The organism is Tenacibaculum sp. XPcli2-G, assembly GCF_024124505.1.
In the GTDB taxonomy this organism is placed as follows: domain Bacteria; phylum Bacteroidota; class Bacteroidia; order Flavobacteriales; family Flavobacteriaceae; genus Polaribacter; species Polaribacter mesophilus.
The window spans coordinates 317,849-335,521 of record NZ_JAMXSH010000001.1 but is presented as its reverse complement, the minus strand read 5'-3'; the positions used below and the strand labels follow the sequence as shown (position 1 = coordinate 335,521).

Here is a 17,673-nt window from a genome sequence, read left to right as displayed (position 1 = left end):
AAGGTCAAAGCTTATTTAAGTTTTGACCTTTTTGTTTTTCTAAGCTATTCTTATATAGATATAAGTATACTAATAAAGGAATCAACCCGTGAGGAAGCCTATATATTGTTAAGTATAAGTATTGGTGCATAATACTCAAAGAAAAATCATAGTGAAAAGCGCTAAAAATTCTAGCCAAAGCAGTTACACCCCCCCAAAAACAAGCATATAGCAGGACTGGTTTTGAAAGTTTGGGAATAAATATAGCAATAGCAATGATAAAATCTAAAACACCAGCTACGAATAATAGGTTTTTAGCCATTTCTTCTTGTACAGGTAAGATGTTTAAGGTCATAGTAACAAAATTACCAGGTAATGGATAAAAAATACCAATAGCGTACATTCCATGACATATAAAAGCTAGGGCGATAAAAACTTTAAGATAAAAAAGTAAAAGAAGTGCGTTTTTGTGTTTTAAGAAATATAATAAAGCAATAGGAACTCCAAACTGAATAGTGTGCTCAAAAAACATTATAAGGTGAAAAAACTTATTCTTGGTAATCATTAAAGCTAAAAAAATTAAACTTACTACACCTAATTTTAAGATACAACGCATCCATTTTTTTGAATTTTCATTTATTATTATTGAAATGATTGCACATACTAAGTATAAAACACCAATACTTCTAGTTAAAATTTGGATAGCTAAATCTGTATTTAGGTTTGTAACATACGACTGCCAACTAACGTCAAAAACAAAATTAATCACTGGTTCTAATAAGTGTTGGTCCCAAAAGAAACTTCTGTATGGAGCATCCCAAAATAAATGCTGGTAAGCTCTACCGGAAAAAATAAAAAAAGAAGAAATTTTTAAAAAAGAAAGAAGGGTTTTAGTACTCATAAAGTAAAGTTTAAACAAAAGTAAAAATAGAGGATATGTAGTTTGTTAAAATAAGATTAGTAAACTATAAAAGAATAGTTAGGTTAATGTTAGTCAGGTTATTATATAATTAATTTTAATAAAAACAAACGATTAATTTGAAAGGTAAAAAATATATTTGTGATAACTAACTAGTAAACTTAAAAGTCCCCTCACGATGAAAAAAATTATTTTAACACTGTTATTTTTAGCAGTCCTTAGTACTTATGGTTCTAACGATAAGTACCGATTAATCATCACAGATAATCCTGCAACTACTATAATGATTGGTTGGAACCAAATTTCAGGATCCAACCCAGTTGTGTATTATGGAACGACAGATAATGGAACCAACTGGTCAAATTATCCAAACTCTAAATCTGTAGACCGTTCAGTTTCTTATAAAGGAATGAGTAATAGTTTTGCTAAACTAACAGGTTTAAGTCCTAATACTAATTATTATTTTGTAATTAGAGATAGCCAAGGAGTGAGTAGTCGATTCTGGTTTAAAACAGCTCCAAGTACCAATGATAAAATGTCATTTATCGCTGGTGGAGATTCAAGAAACAATAGAACACCAAGAAGAGATGCTAACTTATTAGTTTCTAAATTAAAACCTACTGCTGTGTTTTTTGGAGGAGATATGACTAATGGAGACTCTAGCTCTGAATGGCAAGATTGGTTTAACGATTGGCAATACACAACAGCAAGTGACGGAAGAATGTTTCCTATTGTACCAACAAGAGGAAACCACGAAGGTTCAAATAATAGTATTTATAACTTGTTTAACGTTCCTTCAACGAGTGTTTATTACGATATAACTTTTGGAAATAACTTGTATACAATTTATACGTTGAATTCAGAAATTTCAGCAGGAGGGAGTCAGTATTCATGGCTAAGTCAAAAGTTGAATGCTAATAACTCTATTTGGAAGTCGGCTCAATACCATAAACCGATGCGTCCACACGTATCATCAAAATCAGAAGGTAATGATGAGTATTCAAGTTGGGCTCAATTATTTTATGACAAAGGAGTGAATTTAGTATTTGAATCAGATTCTCATACAGTAAAAACTACATGGCCAGTAAAACCTTGTTCCAGCGGAAGTAATTGCGATGAAGGTTTTGTTAGAGATGATGTAAACGGAACCGTTTATGTAGGAGAAGGTTGCTGGGGTGCTCCTTTACGTTCATCCAATGATTCAAAAAACTGGACGAGAGATGCGAGTACCTTTAATCAATTTAAATGGATTTTTGTTGAAGAATCTAAAATAGAGGTTAGAACGATTAAGGTAGATAATGCGAGTAGTGTAGGTTCAGTTTCAAATCAAAACCCATTCACAATACCTTCTAATTTAGATATATGGAGCCCATCTATTGGTAGTGTGGTAACAATTATAAGTAGTAACGTTAGCTATCCAGAAGTTGCAATTACAAGTCCATCATCAGGCTCATCACATACCGTAAACACTCCAGTAACAATTTCTGCTACTGCAACCGATAGTTATGGAACTATTTCAAGTGTTAAGTTTTACGTAAATAATACTTTAGTAGAAACTGATATGAGTGCTCCTTATTCTTATAACTGGACACCAACAAATGATAACCAATCATATATTCTGAAAGTAATAGCAACAGATAATGATGGATATGAAACTACTTCTGAAGAAGTTTCAGTTTTTGTAGGAAATGTTTCTAAAACAGTTACTTCAACAATCAATAGTACCAATGATGATGCTGAACAATACGAGTCGTCAGGGCAAATGTATATGAACAGTTCTGATTTAGAATTGGTTTATGATGGAAGCTCAAAAGGAAACCAGCATGTAGGAATGCTGTTTAGAAACTTAAATATACCTGCAAATGCTACGATAACGAATGCGTATATACAATTTACAACAGATGAAACAAATTCAGGAAGCACATCATTAGTAATCAAAATTCAAGATTCGTCAAATGCACCAGATATTACTTCTCAAAGCTATAATATAACTTCAAGAAGTTATTACAGTCAATCGGTTGCTTGGAACCCTAGCTCTTGGAGTTCTATTGGGGCATCTGGAACAGCACAAAGAACGCCTGATTTAAAATCACTGGTACAATACGTTGTGAACAAGTCCAATTGGAATTCTGGTAACTCTATGATGTTTTATATTTCTGGAACAGGTGAACGAACGGCAGAATCATATGATGGAAGTAGTGCTAGTGCTCCAAAATTGATGGTTACTTATAGTACAGGATCTCCTGATAATGGAGGAGGAGAGACTCCAGAATGTGAGGATATAAACGTAACAATTACTTTTGATAAATATTCTTACGAAACTTCTTGGATCTTGAAGGATAACAATGGACAAACAGTGATAAGCGGAGGTGATTATACTCAAGGAAATGGAGAGTCTATTACTGTGTCAAAATGTATACCTGTAGGATGTTATGATTTTACAATTAATGACGAATATGGTGATGGTATATGTTGCAGTTATGGAAGTGGTTCATATGAAATAACAAATAGCAAAGGTGACGTATTAGCTTCAGGAGGAAGTTTTGGCTCATCTGAAACCAAACAAGTTTGTTTGAATACTTCTACTGCTGCAAAGGAGCAATTAAGAAGTAAAAAAACAGAAGAAACAAACAATTCAGAAATGAGTATTTATCCAAACCCAGCTGTTGATAGGATTTATATTAAAGGAGGAAAGAATACATTTTTATGGATTGCAAAAATAGTAGACGTATCAGGAAGAAAAGTAATAGAAATACCTGTAATTAATAACTCAATAGATGTTTCTACAATTTCAAATAACTCAATTTATATTGTTGAAATATATGATGAATTAGGACAAAAGAAACTTTCTGAAAAGATAATGAAGAAATAGATTTTGAAATAAAGAGTTAAAAAGCGAACCAACTTGGTTCGCTTTTCTTTTATAATAAATCTTGAATTGTTTTTTTAATTGAATTAACATTTATTCCACAAACTTCTTGTAATTGTTGAATCGTACCGTGATGTATAAACTCATCAGGAATTCCTAATAGTTTCACTTTTCCTTGATAGTTTACTTCGGAAGCATACTCTAATACTTCACTTCCAAATCCACCTTTGATAGTGCCATCCTCAATAGTGATAATGGTATCAAATTTGTAGAAAATAGTATCTAAAAGTTGGGTATCTAAAGGTTTTACAAAGCGTAAATCGTAATGTGCAACCAATTCTTTATTTTCAAGCTGATTAATCGCTTCAGAGATATTATCAGCAATAGTTCCTACAGACAACACAGCTACTTGATTTCCTTCTTTTAAACAAGCTCCTTTTCCAATTTCAATGTTTTCAAAAGGAAGCTGCCATTGTTCTAGTTTTCCCTTACCTCTTGGATAACGAATTGCAACTGGATGCTCTAACCCTTGTTGAGCGGTAAACATCATATTACGCAACTCAATTTCGTTACGAGGAGCAAATATAATTAGGTTAGGTATACAACGTAAATATGCCAAATCAAAAACACCGTGATGTGTTGCTCCGTCTTCACCTACTAATCCAGCTCTGTCTAAACAGAAAATTACAGGTAAGTTTTGTAGAGCTACATCGTGAATTACTTGGTCGTAAGCCCGTTGTAAAAAGGTAGAATAAATATTACAAAAAGGAACCAGTCCTTGAGTAGCCATACCTGCAGCTAAGGTTACAGCATGTTGTTCAGCAATACCTACATCAAATGTTCTATCAGGAAACTCTTGCATCATAAATTTTAACGAACTTCCAGTTAACATAGCAGGCGTAATGCCTACGATTTTTTCGTTTTGTTGTGCTAGTTCAACAATGGTTTTTCCAAAAACATCTTGAAATTTGGTGTATTTACTTTCTTTTTTAGGTAATACATCCCCAGAAACTTTATCAAATTTTCCTGGAGCGTGATATCTTACTTGATCTTGTTCTGCTTGTCGTAACCCTTTTCCTTTGGTAGTAATTACGTGTAAAAATTTCGGACCTTGAATCTTTTTTAATCGATCTAGTTCACGTAGTAACTCTTCAAAATTATGTCCGTCTATAGGCCCTGAATAATCGAAGTTTAATGCTTCAAAAATATTATGTTGTTCAATCTCTAATCGAGGGGCTTTGATTTTTGTTAGATAATCTTTTAACGCACCTACCGATGGATCAATTCCAATCGCATTATCATTGAGAATAACCAACAAATTAGCATTAGTGTCTCCCGCATGGTTTAACGCTTCAAAAGCCATTCCACTTGCGATAGAAGCATCGCCAATAACAGCAATATGATGCTTTTCAATGTCTTGTAATTTTGAGGCAATTGCCATTCCTAAAGCAGCTGAAATAGCAGTAGAAGAATGTCCTACACCAAAAGTGTCGTACTCACTTTCTGAGCGTTTAGGAAATCCTGAAACTCCGCCAAATTGACGATTAGTATGAAAAACGTCTTTTCTTCCTGTTAAAATTTTATGTCCGTATGCTTGATGTCCTACATCCCAAACTAGTAAATCGTTAGGAGTATCAAATAAATAATGAAGTGCTATGGTTAGTTCAACCACACCTAAGCTTGCACCTAAATGCCCTTCTTTTGTGGAAACCACATCAATAATAAACTCACGCAATTCCTTTGCTAGTTGCGGTAGGTTTTCAGGTGTTAATTTCCTTACATCCGAAGGAAAATCAATATTTTTTAACAGCTTTTTTGGCATAGGACAAATGTAAGAAAACTTTGTTGTAGCTTTGTTGTATGAGTAAACTGTATTTGGTACCTACACCGATTGGAAATTTAGAAGATATTACGCTAAGAGCACTCAATATTTTAAAAGAAGTAGACTATATTTTGGCGGAAGATACACGTACAAGTGGGAAGTTGTTAAAGCACTATGATATTGCTACACCTATGCAATCTCATCATATGCATAATGAGCACAAAACGGTTGAAACGATTGTAAAACGTTTGCAGAGTGGTGAAACTTTTGCTTTAATTTCAGATGCAGGAACTCCTGCAATTTCAGATCCTGGTTTTTTACTTACCAGAGCTTGTGTACAAAACGATATAGAGGTGGAATGCTTACCAGGAGCGACCGCTTTTATACCTGCACTGGTAAACTCAGGTTTACCGAATGATAAATTTGTTTTTGAAGGCTTTTTACCTGTAAAAAAAGGACGTCAAACACGTTTACAATTCTTAGCAGAAGAAACACGTACTATGATTTTTTATGAGAGTCCGCATAAATTATTAAAAACGTTAGCAAATTTTGCTGAATATTTTGGAGAGGACAGACAAATATCTGTTTCTAGAGAATTGACAAAATTGTTTGAAGAAACCAAACGAGGAAGTGTAAAAGAAGTGCTATCATATTATACTGAAAAACCTGCTAAAGGTGAAATTGTTATTGTTGTTGAAGGGAAAAAATAGGTTAGATTTTTTGTATTATTTAATTCTTAAATTTTTAATTGTTGGTAAATTTATATTCTGGATACTGTTCTTCGAGAAGTTTTTTAGCTTTATTGGGTATGATTATTAAACTTATGTAACCAATAATAATTGCTAGTGTAGTAACAAAAGCTATGATTACAGAAGTAAATCCACTTAGGTTTTCATATGAACTAGGAGTTATAAATTGAAAAATGTAAAATAATAGAAATACAACATTTCCATGATTTTGAGTTTGTATAATATCCTCCAACATCCATTTTTTTCCTGTTTTTTTGAATTTTACATTTAATTTTTTCCTTTTTTTGAACAACATAAAAAACTCTATTAGGATAACTATAAAGAAAAATCCATTAAATAAATTTTTAGAAAAAGAAAACTGTAATAAAAGATAAAAGCAATAAAACATTGAGAATGTTAATACTATTTTAGGAATAGAAAACCACTGTTTTACAAAACCTAAAATAATTAGAAAATATTTTTTATTCATTTGTTTTTGCTTTTCTTCTACTACATTCATAAATCCAAACACACCAAATTTTTTAAACGATTTATCGCGAGATTGCTCAAAAGTTAGTGTTGGATTTTCTTTCCAAATTTGTTCAATATCGTTGGCTAGATGATCTGCCAGTTCTGTTTGGACATCATAATGCTCAACAAAGTGTTGACGTGTAAACTTGTACAAATGTTTTATATGTTGGTCGGTTAGTTGCATAGCTATTGAATTAAATACTGATATTTTTTTTCAATAAAATCTCTTTTTTCTAGAAAACTTTGATAGAGTAAGTAATTAAAAACAAAAGCAGTTAGATAAACGTATATAGCACTTTTTTGATAATTACCATTATAAAAAATATCTAAAAAATTAGGAAAGTTTAAAGCAATAATAATAACAAATGAGCTTACAAAAGAGTAAGTTTTTACAATTTTAAGAAGCTTATATTTCTTTATAAAATTATAGGAAACATATGACGTATATACAAGATTTAGCATTAATGAACTAAAAATAAAAACAGAAGTTTCTTTAACATATTTAGGGCCAAAAAAGAAGCATATAAACGAAAAGAAAAGTATAACGAGTACATTTTTAGGGTATACGACTTTTTTTAAGATGTCTTTTAAAATAGTTTTAGTATAATACCAATATAATTTTTTAGTTTGTTTTTCATATCGGTTTTTTAGAGCTTTTTTTCTGCTCAACATATACTTTATAAAAGGTACTTGAAAACCTTTGCCTTCAAAAAAAGCATTCGTATCTTCAACTGTATTTTCAATATCAGTAGCAATATGATCTACCATTTCAAAACGGATCTCGATATATTCAATTCCTATTCCTTCTAAGAAGATATCTATTCTTTTAATTTGTTCTTTTGTTAATTCCATAGCTAAAAAAATTACTCCAAACTAAACTTAGGATTTACCAATTGTTGCATGGTGTTTAAAAACTCCTGCATTTCAGAAAGACGATTAACTGTTTCTTTTGTGCCGCTTTCCGTGAGTTTATAATATTTACGTAAGCGATTGCCAACTTTAGCAACTTCAACATCCAACAATCCTTCAGCTTCTAATTTATGTAAAGCTGGGTATAAAGCTCCTTCAGTAATTTTTAATTCACCTTTGGTAAGCTCTTTTACTTTTTGTGTTATTTCATACCCATACATTTTATCATTTTGAGCTAATAATTTTAAAATAATAGTTTGTAATGATCCTTTATATAGTTTTTGATTTCCCATGATTATGAGTTTTCTTATACCTAAGATTTTTAGGTGTACAAATATACATAATTTACTTATGCATGAAAATCTTAGGTGTACTTTTTGTAAAACCCTAACTTTTGTTCGTGTTGAGTTTGTTATTTTTGCTGTTCAAATTTGACTACATGAGTACTTTTTATAAATTAACAATAGAAGAAATAATAAAAGAAACAAAAGATGCTGTTTCAATACTTTTTAATGTTCCTGCAGATTTAAAAAGCAAGTTTCAATTTATAGCAGGACAATACATTACTTTAAAAACTATAATTAAAGGAGAAGAAGTTCGTAGAGCTTATTCTATATGTGCTGCACCGAAAAGTAATCAACTAAAAGTAGCAGTAAAAGCTGTTGAAAACGGGAAATTTTCAACATTTGCAACTACTCAATTAAAAAAAGGAAATGAATTAGAAGTAGCAGCTCCCGAAGGAAAATTTATATTAACTCCTGAAAACAACAAAAATTATATTGCTTTTGCGGCAGGTAGTGGTATTACCCCTGTATTATCAATGATTAAAAGCGTTTTAGAAGATTCATCATCAACCTTTACGCTAGTTTATGGTAACAAAAGTATTAATGATACTATTTTTTATAATGATTTAAATTTATTACAACAAGAGTATCCTGATCGATTTAATTTACATAACGTGTATAGTAGAGAGCGTAAAGAGAATACATTGTTTGGAAGAATTGACAAAGGACACATAAACTACTTTGTAAAGAATCTTTATAAAGAAGTAGTATTTGATGAAGCTTTTTTATGTGGACCAGAAGAAATGATTAAGATAGCTTCTGAAACACTTAAAGAAAATGGTTTATCAAAAAGCGCCATTCACTTTGAATTATTTACAGCTTCTACAGCTGAGGAAAATACAGATTTAATAAAAGAAGGAGAAACAGAAATTAAAGTAGTGTTAGATGATGAAGAAACTAGCTTTACAATGAAGCAAACAGATACTATTTTAGCTGCAAGTTTACGAAATAAATTAGATGCTCCTTATTCTTGCCAAGGAGGTGTTTGTAGTAGTTGTATTGCAAAAGTTACAGAAGGTAAAGCTGTTATGACCAAAAACTCTATTTTAACTGATGATGAGTTAGAAGAAGGTTTAATACTTACTTGTCAAGCGCATCCTACGACGCAGAAAGTTGTAGTAGACTTTGATGATGTATAAGTAAAACCGTAACTTTATAAAATGGATTTTTACGACTTTAAAAACGCCTTCTTTGTTGGTGTTTTCATGGCTTTTATGATAGGGCCAGTATTTTTTATGCTCATTAAAACAAGTATTTTAAAAGGTGCTCGTGCGGCAATAGCCTTTGATATAGGTGTGATCTTAGGTGATATTTCATTTATGTTAATAGCCTATTTTGGAAGTAGAAGTCTGTTGGAAAAAATAAAAGATGATCCACGCTTGTTTCTTATTGGAGGATTGGTGCTTATTATTTATGGGTTAATTACTTATTTAGATAAAAATAATAAGAAAGAAGCAGAAGCTCCTGATGTTGTTTTACCAGAAAGCAATAATTATTTAAAGCTTCTTTTTAAAGGTTTTTTTCTAAATTTTATAAATATAGGTGTATTAGCCTTTTGGCTTGGTTTAATCGTGGTTATAGGACCAACATACGATATGAATCCTAAGTACTTAGTTTGGTATTTTGGTACTGTGATAGCAGGCTACGCAATTACAGATTTAGGAAAAATATTACTTGCTAAACAATTAAAAAGTAGGCTAACTCCATTAGTTATTTATCGAATAAAACGAGGAATGGGAGTATTGTTAATTGTTTTTGGTGCTGTATTAATGCTAAAAGGATTTATTCCTGAAAGTAAGATTGATAACCTGATAGAAAAAGTAGAATCAATAGATTAAAAACCAATAATTATTTTGGCTATTGAAAAGTAGATTAAGATTCCAAAAATATCATTACTTGTTGTAATAAAAGGTCCTGTAGCAATAGCTGGATCTATGCCTCTTTTATCTAAAAATAAAGGAATAAAAGTACCCACTAAACCAGCTACAATAATTACTGCAAATAAAGAAGATGAAATAGCAGAGGCAATTGTTATATCTCCTTTCCAAACCCAAATAAAGAAAAACAAAATAATAGCTAAAACAAGTCCGTTTACAGCAGCTAAAGACATTTCTTTTAATAACCTATTAGTAACACTTCCTTTTACATCATCATTAGCTAAGCCTTGAACAATAATGGCAGAAGATTGTACCCCTACATTACCAGCCATAGCAGCAATAAGAGGTGTAAACATAAAGAGAACAGCATTATCTTCTAAAGCACCTTCAAAAAAACCCATAATTCTTGCTGCTCCAATACCTCCAATTAAACCTAAGAATAACCATGGTAATCGAGCTCGCGTTAATTGTAAAATGCTATCTTCGGAGTCAACATCTTGAGTAATACCTGCGGCTAATTGATAATCTTTTTCAGCTTCTTCTTTAATTACATCAACAATATCATCAATAGTAATTCTACCTACCAAAACACCTAATTCATCCACAACAGGAATAGCTTCTAGGTCATATTTACGCATGATGTTAGCTACATCTTCCGCATCGTCGTGTACATGAACAAAATCTACTTTTGGAATGTAGACATCTGAAATTTTAGAACGAGTAGATGCCATTAACAAGTCTTTCAAAGACAAACGTCCTTTTAGCTTACCTTCATCATCAACTACATAAATAGAATGAACTCTAGTAACCTCTTCTGCCTGCAGTCGCATTTTTTTAACACAAGTAAGCACATTCCAATTCTCATTAACTTTTACAAGCTCTTTTGCCATTAAACCTCCAGCAGAGTCTTCATCATAACGAAGTAGCTCTACAATTTCTTTAGCGTGCTCTCTGTCTTCAATTTTTTGAATAACAGCTTGTTTTCGCTCTTCAGGAAGTTCGGCAATAACATCGGCAGCATCATCGGTATCAAGTTCATTAACCTCTTCGGCAATTTCTTTGGCAGAAAGTTGTTCAAAAACTTTTTCACGAACCTCTTCATCAACTTCCATTAATACATCTGAAGTTGTTTCGCTATCTAATAAACGTATAATGTAAACTGCTTCTTCAAAAGTGAGTTCATCTAAAACTTCAGCAATATCAGCATAGTGAATATCTGAAAAAACTTCAGAAAGAGCTGTGTCTTTTTGTTGCTGAATCAGTTCTTTTACGTTTTCTAATAAGTCTTTTGTGATTTCTAGTGCCATTACTTGCAATTTTGCTCGATTATCGAGGTTTTGAATATGTTGAAATCTAATTCAAAAAGAAGACTTGTTCTTGTCTAAAAAGGACTCTTAACTATTATTTTGAGCTATTTTTTGTGTCAACTCAATGAATTTTTGCACCGATAATTGTTCGGGACGCATCGCAAATATAGGGTCTTCTTTTAAGGTATCCGAAAGATTAAAAGATTTTAAACTGGAACGTAACATTTTTCTTCGTTGATTGAAAGCTGTTTTTACCACTCTAAAAAATAATTTTTCATCAACAGGAAGTGTATAGTTCTCTTTTCTGATAAGTCTAATAACTCCAGAATCTACTTTTGGTGGTGGATTGAATACAGAAGGAGGTACGGTAAATAAGTATTCAGCATTGTAAAAAGCTTGTGTTAATACCGAGAGTATTCCGTAGGTTTTGCTTCCTTCTTTTTCTGCAATTCGTTGAGCAACTTCCTTTTGAAACATTCCTGAAAACTCAGGAACAAATTCGCGGTTTTCAATAGCTTTAAAAACGATTTGAGAAGAAATGTTATAAGGAAAGTTACCAATAATGGCTACTTGTTGCTTATCAAATATTTTGGTAAAGTCTTTTTTTAAAAAATCACCTTCAATAATGGTAAACTTCTCTTTTGAAGTGTCTAACTTAATATGTTCAACAGGAAATGTTTCTTGTAAATAGGTTACCGATTCTGAATCTAGTTCCATTACGGTAACCTTAGTTTTTTTTTCTAATAAATACTTTGTTAAAACCCCCATTCCAGGACCAATTTCTAATACATTATTGTATCCGTTTTCAGTTAAAGTATCAGCTATTTTTTTTGCAATGTTTTCATCGTTTAAAAAATGCTGTCCTAAATGTTTTTTAGCTCTTACGGTCATTTTTATTGTATCTATTTGGTTGGCGATTTTATTGTTAACGCTATAAATGTTAGTCCAAAACCTATCCCACTAATTACTCCACTAATGGTTTCCCAAGGACTATTTTCATAAGTGCAATACCCCATGACTCCACCTAAAGTTGCTATGAGTATGCCTATTATTATAAGTAGTTTTTTCTTTTGATAGATTTTTTCTTGCATCTCTAGTTACTATTCACTGTAGGATAAAATTCATTTACTATTTTCAATTCAGTTCGAAAAGCAAGCATTTTATCAGCAAACTTTTTTAATCCGTCATTACGTAGTTTGTCTGCGCTATATTTATAATAGTTATCTAAATCTTCACGTGTTTTCGCGGTATATTGAATAGAGTAGGTAATACCTCCCATTTCTTCCTCAACCAACACTTGTGTCATTTTAGCACTTAAAAAGTGTCCTGTAGCTAATACTTCAGGTATATGGCTTTCAATCCATGTTAACCATTCTGCATGTATACTTTCGTCTATATTTATTGTTACATTGTATATGTACATTTCTTTTAATTTGGAAGTTTGAAAATAAGGTAATTGATAAATTTTCAAACTTGGTTTATTAAATATCGTCTCCTCTTAATTTTCTAAATTTTTTTCGAGCTTCTACTAGGTAGATACTCGACGGGTGGTCAAAAATAATCTTTTGATAGTATTCTTTAGCCTTTTCTAAGTTATTTAATTCGTTATTATATAATTCAGCCATGTGATAATATACATCGTCAACGTAAATGCCTTTTTTATCTAGGACTATTATTTTAGTGTAATTTAAAATAGCCTTATCATATTGTTTCTTTTTAACAAATAATTGAGCTTGTTTAAATAAAGCTTCATCTTCAATAGGTTGCCCACTGTAATTAGTAATTATATTACTTAAAATAGCTATTGCTTCGTCATTTTTATTTTGATAAGCTAATAAATCAGCTTTCGCATATTCTTTTAAACCTGTACCAATGCTATCTTTAGGCTCGTTATCTGAAATTGTTAAGAACAAATCGGCAGCATCATTGGCAATAAGCTGTGTAGCAGATCCTTTTAGAACTTTTAGTTGAGCTTTTGCCCAAGTAAAATCATTTTTAAAGTAGGAAGCTTGCGCTACTTTAAAGCGGGCTTCTTGACCTATGTAATTATTTTTGAACAGTGTTTGAACTTGAGAAAAATAAATTAGTCCTTTGTTAAACTTTCCCATGTAAACAAAAACATCACCAAGTTTAAGTTTTATGGAAGCTTTTATAAATTTTGAATTGGTAAAGTTTAAAGCGTTTTTTAAAACAGTAGCTGCTTCTTCTGGATTGTTTTTTGTAAAGGTTAAGTAATTAGCATACTCTATTTGTGTGAAAAGTGTTTTTGAGTTAATTCCGTATTCTTTGAAGATGGAATTAAAACGCTCTTCTACATCAGGTTGTTTTGTCTCAATTGCTATTTTTAGGTTGTTGTTTATGGCATTGAACTTATCTCTTGGGTAATTCGTTTTCTCAATAATAAGATCAAAGCACTCTTTTGCAGTCTCATAGTCTTTATTCTTTAAAGCTATTTTACCTAAATCATTAATTTTACCCAAATTATCAGGGTTTCTTGCAAGTAATGCTTTGTTTTGAATAAGGGCTTTGCTGTATTGCTTTTGCCTAATAAATAACCAAGAAAGTAAATCGTTCCAAATATCTTTGGGGTTACTTATTGACTTTCGTAATAGCGCTTTTTTAAACAAAATGTTATTTTCCTCTTCGCTATCATCAGTTAAATATTTACCAGCATAACGTTTTACATTGTTGAGGTAGCCTTCGTTTTTATCAACCAGATCAATATACGACTTGAACATTTGTTCAAAATCTCCTTTTTCACCATAAATTTGTGCTAATTGAAATCCATAATTAGCTTTTGGGTTAATTTCCATTACTTTATTAAAAGCTTCAATAGCTAAATCTAACTTGCTGTAATTTTTAAATAAACCAGCTATTAAAGAACCATAATTAGCTTTTTTATTAATGGACTCAATTGCTTTTTGATAGTATTCATTAGCATCTTCTATTTTTTCTTGTCGTTCACTATTATAACCTAGAATTACATATAAGTAAGATAAATTGGGTCGTTCTTTTAGTTTTTGAGTGAGTAAATTTTCAGCAGCTATAAATTGTTCTGTTTCTTGATAACAAGTAATTAGTTTTTTTAAATAGGTTGTATTATAGGGGCTTTGATCATACAGCCTTTTGTATAATTGAATGGCTTTTTCATACTCATTATTTCTAAAATAATTTTCAGCAATAATAAACTCATTTTGTTGTGCGTGACAAAATAAGCTTAAAATGAGTAAATTAAATAGAATAATGATTTTCTTCATTTTGGAAAAGTTTAAGCGTTTTGCTTTATGTTTAATTCAGCTAAGAGCGGTTTTATCTACCAAAAATACAGAACATAATTGTTAAAATACTATTAAAAGAGATGCTTTTTTAAATAGAAGTGTAACATTTTGGCACGAACTTTGTCTTATTAATAAAACAACTAAACAGTGTAAACTATGAGAAATTTTACGACACAATATGAGTTAGCAAAGCAGAATGCAAATGAATTTATGAGAAAAGGGCAAATACCTCAGTATTTTGAAGCTTTGTTAGAAATGAATAAATACAAGAGATTAATGGTAGCAGTAGTTGCCAATTAAACATATTTTTTTCAATGGGGATTGATTAATTAAAAATCCCAAGCATCGTAATTGAGGCTTGGGGTTTTTTCATTTTTTATATTATAATTGATTAATCAATTATATCAAAACCACAATAAGGAACTAGTACTTCAGGAATTTTAATTCCATTTTCAGTTTGGTAGTTTTCTAAAATACCAGCCAATACACGAGGTAAAGCTAAAGAACTACCATTTAGTGTATGTACTAATTGACTTTTACCTTCTTTATTTTTGAAGCGTAACTTTAAACGGTTTGCTTGAAAAGTTTCAAAATTTGAAGCAGAACTAATTTCTAACCAACGCTCTTGTGCTGTTGAGTATAATTCAAAATCGAATGTTAAGGCAGAAGTAAACCCTGTATCTCCACCACATAAGCGTAAAATACGATATGGTAATTTTAACTCACGTAAAATATCTTTAATGTGTTCTACCATTCCGTTTAAAGCATTGTATGAATTGTCAGGGTGCTCAACACGAACAATCTCAACTTTATCAAATTGATGTAAACGATTTAATCCACGAACATGCGCTCCATAACTTCCTGCTTCTCGACGAAAACAAGGAGTGTAACCTGTAACTGTAATAGGTAAATCAGCCTCTTTAACTAAATCGCCTCTAAACATATTAGTTACTGGAACCTCAGCAGTAGGAATCAAATATAAGTTATCTCCAGTTACATGGTACATTTGTCCTTCTTTGTCAGGTAATTGTCCTGTTCCAAAACCAGAAGCTTCATTTACTAAATGAGGAACCTGTACTTCGTTATACCCAGCAGCGGTATTTTTATCTAAAAAATAGTTGATTAAAGCACGTTGTAAACGAGCTCCTTTTCCTTTATAAACAGGAAAACCTGCACCCGTAATTTTAGCACCTAAATCAAAATCAATAATATCATATTTCTTCGCTAATTCCCAGTGAGGTAATGCATTTTCTCCTAAATTAGGAACAATACCTTCTTTAAAAACTTCTTCATTATCTTCTTCATTCTTTCCTGCTTTTACTGATGGGTGAGGAATATTAGGGATTTGATATAATAATTCGTTTAATTTCTCTGCAGCTGAATTTAATTCTTCTGTTAACTGTTTAGATTGCTCTTTTAATTCACCTGTTTTTGCTTTTAGTTGATTTGCTTCTTCAACTTTACCAGACTTAAAAAGCCCGCCAATTTCTTTGGATATTTTGTTAGATTCAGCTAAAATAGTGTCTAAAGAAACTTGTGTAGTTCTACGCGTTTCATCAGCAGTTAATACTTCTTCAATAATTGTTTCGGCATTAGCAAAATTACGTTTTGCTAATCCGTCTAAAACAGTTTGTTTGTTTTCTCTAATAAACTGAACCTGTAACATCTTTTTAATTTTTTAAGAAAAGCAAAGATAAAAGAAGCTATAGACTTAAGCAATGTGTTTTGTGTACTAAATTTCTTCGAGCATTACAAAGAAGTCAGATAAAGTAATATTAAAATAGTCGCATATTTTTTGAAGAGTGGTGATAGTAACATTTGTTTTTCCTTGTTCTATTCTAGCTAGGTGTATTCCAGTATCAATATAAAATTCACTTGAAGTAATGTGGTATTCTTCTCTTAAAGCTTTTACACAAAGTGCTACCTTTTTTAAAGTAACCTCTTTTTTTGACAGCATCATTCTTTTTTTGATACAAATTCTTAAAAACATATGAAATACATAATGACATACTTGTCATTATATAGGGGTTAAAAAAATTAACTTTGCGTGTAGTTACGTCAATAATACTAATTCTAAAAATATTTGAAACCGGGGGGCTTTAAGTATAGTTTTAAGGTTAGGGTTTGACGTAACTTTTTAGAAAAAGTAACGAATTCTGTTTATCTTTTTTCAGTTGAGAAATTAAACAAGAAACAGAATCAAATTTTTGTTCATTTCTTAAATAGTAAAGTAATTCAATAGTTAATTCTTTACAATATAGATTTTGGTTAAAATTGAAATAGTGTACTTCAATTGTTTGGTGTTCACCGTCAACTGTTGGTCGATTACCAATATTCATCATTCCATAAATAGTAGTGTTTTCAATAATAGATTTTATTATATAAACACCTGTTTTAGGAATTAATTTATAATCTTCAGGGATATCAATATTTGCGGTAGGGAAACCTATTTTTCCTCCTAGCTGTTTGCCATTCACAACTTTTCCAGTAAGAGAAAAATTATATCCCAAGTAATTATTAGCTGTTTTTAAATGCCCGTTAGCAAGAGCTTTTCTAATTTTGGTAGAACTAACTGATACATCATCAATATCTTGAGCGGGAATTTCTTGAACAGTAAAATCATATAAATGAGAATACTCTGTTAATTGTTCAATATTACCTTCTCTATTTTTACCAAAATGGTGATCGTAACCAATAATCAGTTTAGAAATATTTAGTTGATTAACTAAAATATCACGAACAAAATCTAAAGCGGTAAGTCTTGAAAACTCTTTACTAAAAGGATGAATTATTAAATAATCTAACCCTAATTTTTCTAGGTGTTGAGCTTTTTCGGTAATAGTATTGATTAACTTAATAGAAACATCTTTTTGTAATACCATTCTTGGGTGAGGAAAAAATGTTAGTAACACCGACTTTTTATTACTAGCTTTTGCTTCACTAACTAACTTTTCAATAATCTTTTGATGCCCAATATGCACTCCATCAAAAGTACCGATGGTGATTATTGTTTTTTGAGAAGGGTTAAGGTCAAAAAGAGAATGTATAACTTCCAAGATAACTAATAAATTTAAGCAAAAATACAATTTGTATGAGATGATAAATAATAA

General features: G+C 31.0%; 18 protein-coding genes. 5 read left to right on the top strand and 13 right to left on the bottom strand.

The features are described 5' to 3' along the window. Positions 1-4 precede the first annotated feature (4 nt). Positions 5-880 (bottom strand): hypothetical protein, encoded by an 876-nt coding sequence (locus NH341_RS01500; protein ID WP_167712542.1) that lies wholly within the window; start codon positions 878-880, stop codon positions 5-7. 196 nt (positions 881-1,076) lie between these two features. Here NH341_RS01500 and NH341_RS01495 point away from each other — a divergent pair, with 196 nt between their 5' ends. Further along, entirely contained in the window at positions 1,077-3,770 is a 2,694-nt protein-coding gene (locus NH341_RS01495; RefSeq protein WP_253055523.1) for an Ig-like domain-containing protein, read from the top strand. A gap of 49 nt (positions 3,771-3,819) precedes the next feature. Here the strand turns inward: NH341_RS01495 and dxs are convergent, their stop codons facing one another. Continuing rightward, on the bottom strand, positions 3,820-5,589 hold the full coding sequence (dxs, locus tag NH341_RS01490; RefSeq protein ID WP_253055517.1) for a 1-deoxy-D-xylulose-5-phosphate synthase: 1,770 nt from the start codon (positions 5,587-5,589) through the stop codon (positions 3,820-3,822). Positions 5,590-5,627: 38 nt separating this feature from the next. Here dxs and rsmI point away from each other — a divergent pair, with 38 nt between their 5' ends. After that, entirely contained in the window at positions 5,628-6,299 is a 672-nt protein-coding gene (gene rsmI / locus NH341_RS01485) for a 16S rRNA (cytidine(1402)-2'-O)-methyltransferase (RefSeq protein WP_159610718.1), read from the top strand. 34 nt (positions 6,300-6,333) lie between these two features. On the opposite strand, the gene NH341_RS01480 is transcribed toward rsmI, so the two are convergent. The 3 genes from NH341_RS01480 to NH341_RS01470 are packed head-to-tail and all read right to left on the bottom strand — an operon-like array spanning position 6,334 to position 8,050. Further along, entirely contained in the window at positions 6,334-7,032 is a 699-nt protein-coding gene (locus tag NH341_RS01480; protein ID WP_253055512.1) for a hypothetical protein, read from the bottom strand. Between the two features lie 2 nt (positions 7,033-7,034). Then, positions 7,035-7,700: a hypothetical protein gene (locus NH341_RS01475; RefSeq protein ID WP_253055511.1), complete on the bottom strand. Its 666-nt coding sequence runs from the start codon at positions 7,698-7,700 to the stop codon at positions 7,035-7,037. An 11-nt stretch (positions 7,701-7,711) separates the two neighbouring features. Next, the gene (locus tag NH341_RS01470; protein ID WP_047788159.1) at positions 7,712-8,050 is read right to left on the bottom strand and encodes a PadR family transcriptional regulator; all 339 of its coding nucleotides are present in this window, start codon (positions 8,048-8,050) and stop codon (positions 7,712-7,714) included. Between the two features lie 146 nt (positions 8,051-8,196). Here NH341_RS01470 and NH341_RS01465 point away from each other — a divergent pair, with 146 nt between their 5' ends. Both NH341_RS01465 and NH341_RS01460 read left to right on the top strand, forming a co-directional pair. After that, positions 8,197-9,240 carry a ferredoxin--NADP reductase gene (locus NH341_RS01465; protein ID WP_253055510.1) on the top strand — a complete coding sequence of 348 codons (1,044 nt, stop codon included), beginning with the start codon at positions 8,197-8,199 and terminating at the stop codon, positions 9,238-9,240. A 21-nt stretch (positions 9,241-9,261) separates the two neighbouring features. After that, a complete protein-coding gene (locus NH341_RS01460) occupies positions 9,262-9,939 on the top strand; it encodes a LysE family translocator (RefSeq protein ID WP_047788161.1) in 678 nt (225 codons plus the stop codon). On the opposite strand, the gene mgtE is transcribed toward NH341_RS01460, so the two are convergent. The 5 genes from mgtE to NH341_RS01435 form a co-directional block, all read right to left on the bottom strand. Beyond that, the gene (mgtE, locus tag NH341_RS01455) at positions 9,936-11,285 is read right to left on the bottom strand and encodes a magnesium transporter (RefSeq protein ID WP_047788162.1); all 1,350 of its coding nucleotides are present in this window, start codon (positions 11,283-11,285) and stop codon (positions 9,936-9,938) included. The two genes, NH341_RS01460 and mgtE, sit on opposite strands and share 4 nt — an antisense overlap. An 87-nt stretch (positions 11,286-11,372) precedes the next feature. Next, on the bottom strand, positions 11,373-12,176 hold the full coding sequence (gene rsmA / locus NH341_RS01450) for a 16S rRNA (adenine(1518)-N(6)/adenine(1519)-N(6))-dimethyltransferase RsmA (RefSeq protein ID WP_047788163.1): 804 nt from the start codon (positions 12,174-12,176) through the stop codon (positions 11,373-11,375). Between the two features lie 11 nt (positions 12,177-12,187). Continuing rightward, on the bottom strand, positions 12,188-12,376 hold the full coding sequence (locus NH341_RS01445; RefSeq protein WP_173360459.1) for a hypothetical protein: 189 nt from the start codon (positions 12,374-12,376) through the stop codon (positions 12,188-12,190). Positions 12,377-12,378: 2 nt separating this feature from the next. Further along, entirely contained in the window at positions 12,379-12,708 is a 330-nt protein-coding gene (locus NH341_RS01440) for a DUF4286 family protein (protein ID WP_047788165.1), read from the bottom strand. A gap of 58 nt (positions 12,709-12,766) precedes the next feature. Next, positions 12,767-14,542 carry a tetratricopeptide repeat protein gene (locus NH341_RS01435; RefSeq protein WP_253055509.1) on the bottom strand — a complete coding sequence of 592 codons (1,776 nt, stop codon included), beginning with the start codon at positions 14,540-14,542 and terminating at the stop codon, positions 12,767-12,769. A gap of 177 nt (positions 14,543-14,719) precedes the next feature. Here NH341_RS01435 and NH341_RS01430 point away from each other — a divergent pair, with 177 nt between their 5' ends. After that, positions 14,720-14,863: a hypothetical protein gene (locus NH341_RS01430; RefSeq protein ID WP_164505161.1), complete on the top strand. Its 144-nt coding sequence runs from the start codon at positions 14,720-14,722 to the stop codon at positions 14,861-14,863. Between the two features lie 91 nt (positions 14,864-14,954). Here the strand turns inward: NH341_RS01430 and serS are convergent, their stop codons facing one another. The 3 genes from serS to NH341_RS01415 all read right to left on the bottom strand — a co-directional run bounded on the left by serS (position 14,955) and on the right by NH341_RS01415 (position 17,619). Next, positions 14,955-16,229: a serine--tRNA ligase gene (serS, locus tag NH341_RS01425; protein ID WP_073182435.1), complete on the bottom strand. Its 1,275-nt coding sequence runs from the start codon at positions 16,227-16,229 to the stop codon at positions 14,955-14,957. Between the two features lie 66 nt (positions 16,230-16,295). After that, entirely contained in the window at positions 16,296-16,523 is a 228-nt protein-coding gene (locus tag NH341_RS01420; RefSeq protein ID WP_047788168.1) for a helix-turn-helix domain-containing protein, read from the bottom strand. Between the two features lie 157 nt (positions 16,524-16,680). Continuing rightward, positions 16,681-17,619: a bifunctional riboflavin kinase/FAD synthetase gene (locus NH341_RS01415; RefSeq protein WP_047788169.1), complete on the bottom strand. Its 939-nt coding sequence runs from the start codon at positions 17,617-17,619 to the stop codon at positions 16,681-16,683. Positions 17,620-17,673 lie beyond the last annotated feature (54 nt).

Bases quoted from the DNA above. Each gene is read 5' to 3' on its own strand.
- mgtE (WP_047788162.1), bottom strand. From the start codon at position 11,285: ATGGCACTAGAAATCACAAAAGACTTATTAGAAAACGTAAAAGAACTG.
- NH341_RS01495 (WP_253055523.1), top strand. From the start codon at position 1,077: ATGAAAAAAATTATTTTAACACTGTTATTTTTAGCAGTCCTTAGTACT.
- NH341_RS01430 (WP_164505161.1), top strand. From the start codon at position 14,720: ATGAGAAATTTTACGACACAATATGAGTTAGCAAAGCAGAATGCAAAT.
- rsmI (WP_159610718.1), top strand. From the start codon at position 5,628: ATGAGTAAACTGTATTTGGTACCTACACCGATTGGAAATTTAGAAGAT.
- NH341_RS01440 (WP_047788165.1), bottom strand. From the start codon at position 12,708: ATGTACATATACAATGTAACAATAAATATAGACGAAAGTATACATGCA.
- serS (WP_073182435.1), bottom strand. From the start codon at position 16,229: ATGTTACAGGTTCAGTTTATTAGAGAAAACAAACAAACTGTTTTAGAC.
- NH341_RS01465 (WP_253055510.1), top strand. From the start codon at position 8,197: ATGAGTACTTTTTATAAATTAACAATAGAAGAAATAATAAAAGAAACA.
- rsmA (WP_047788163.1), bottom strand. From the start codon at position 12,176: ATGACCGTAAGAGCTAAAAAACATTTAGGACAGCATTTTTTAAACGAT.
- NH341_RS01445 (WP_173360459.1), bottom strand. From the start codon at position 12,376: ATGCAAGAAAAAATCTATCAAAAGAAAAAACTACTTATAATAATAGGC.
- NH341_RS01500 (WP_167712542.1), bottom strand. From the start codon at position 880: ATGAGTACTAAAACCCTTCTTTCTTTTTTAAAAATTTCTTCTTTTTTT.
- NH341_RS01470 (WP_047788159.1), bottom strand. From the start codon at position 8,050: ATGGGAAATCAAAAACTATATAAAGGATCATTACAAACTATTATTTTA.
- NH341_RS01420 (WP_047788168.1), bottom strand. From the start codon at position 16,523: ATGATGCTGTCAAAAAAAGAGGTTACTTTAAAAAAGGTAGCACTTTGT.
- NH341_RS01480 (WP_253055512.1), bottom strand. From the start codon at position 7,032: ATGCAACTAACCGACCAACATATAAAACATTTGTACAAGTTTACACGT.
- NH341_RS01435 (WP_253055509.1), bottom strand. From the start codon at position 14,542: ATGAAGAAAATCATTATTCTATTTAATTTACTCATTTTAAGCTTATTT.
- NH341_RS01475 (WP_253055511.1), bottom strand. From the start codon at position 7,700: ATGGAATTAACAAAAGAACAAATTAAAAGAATAGATATCTTCTTAGAA.
- dxs (WP_253055517.1), bottom strand. From the start codon at position 5,589: ATGCCAAAAAAGCTGTTAAAAAATATTGATTTTCCTTCGGATGTAAGG.
- NH341_RS01460 (WP_047788161.1), top strand. From the start codon at position 9,262: ATGGATTTTTACGACTTTAAAAACGCCTTCTTTGTTGGTGTTTTCATG.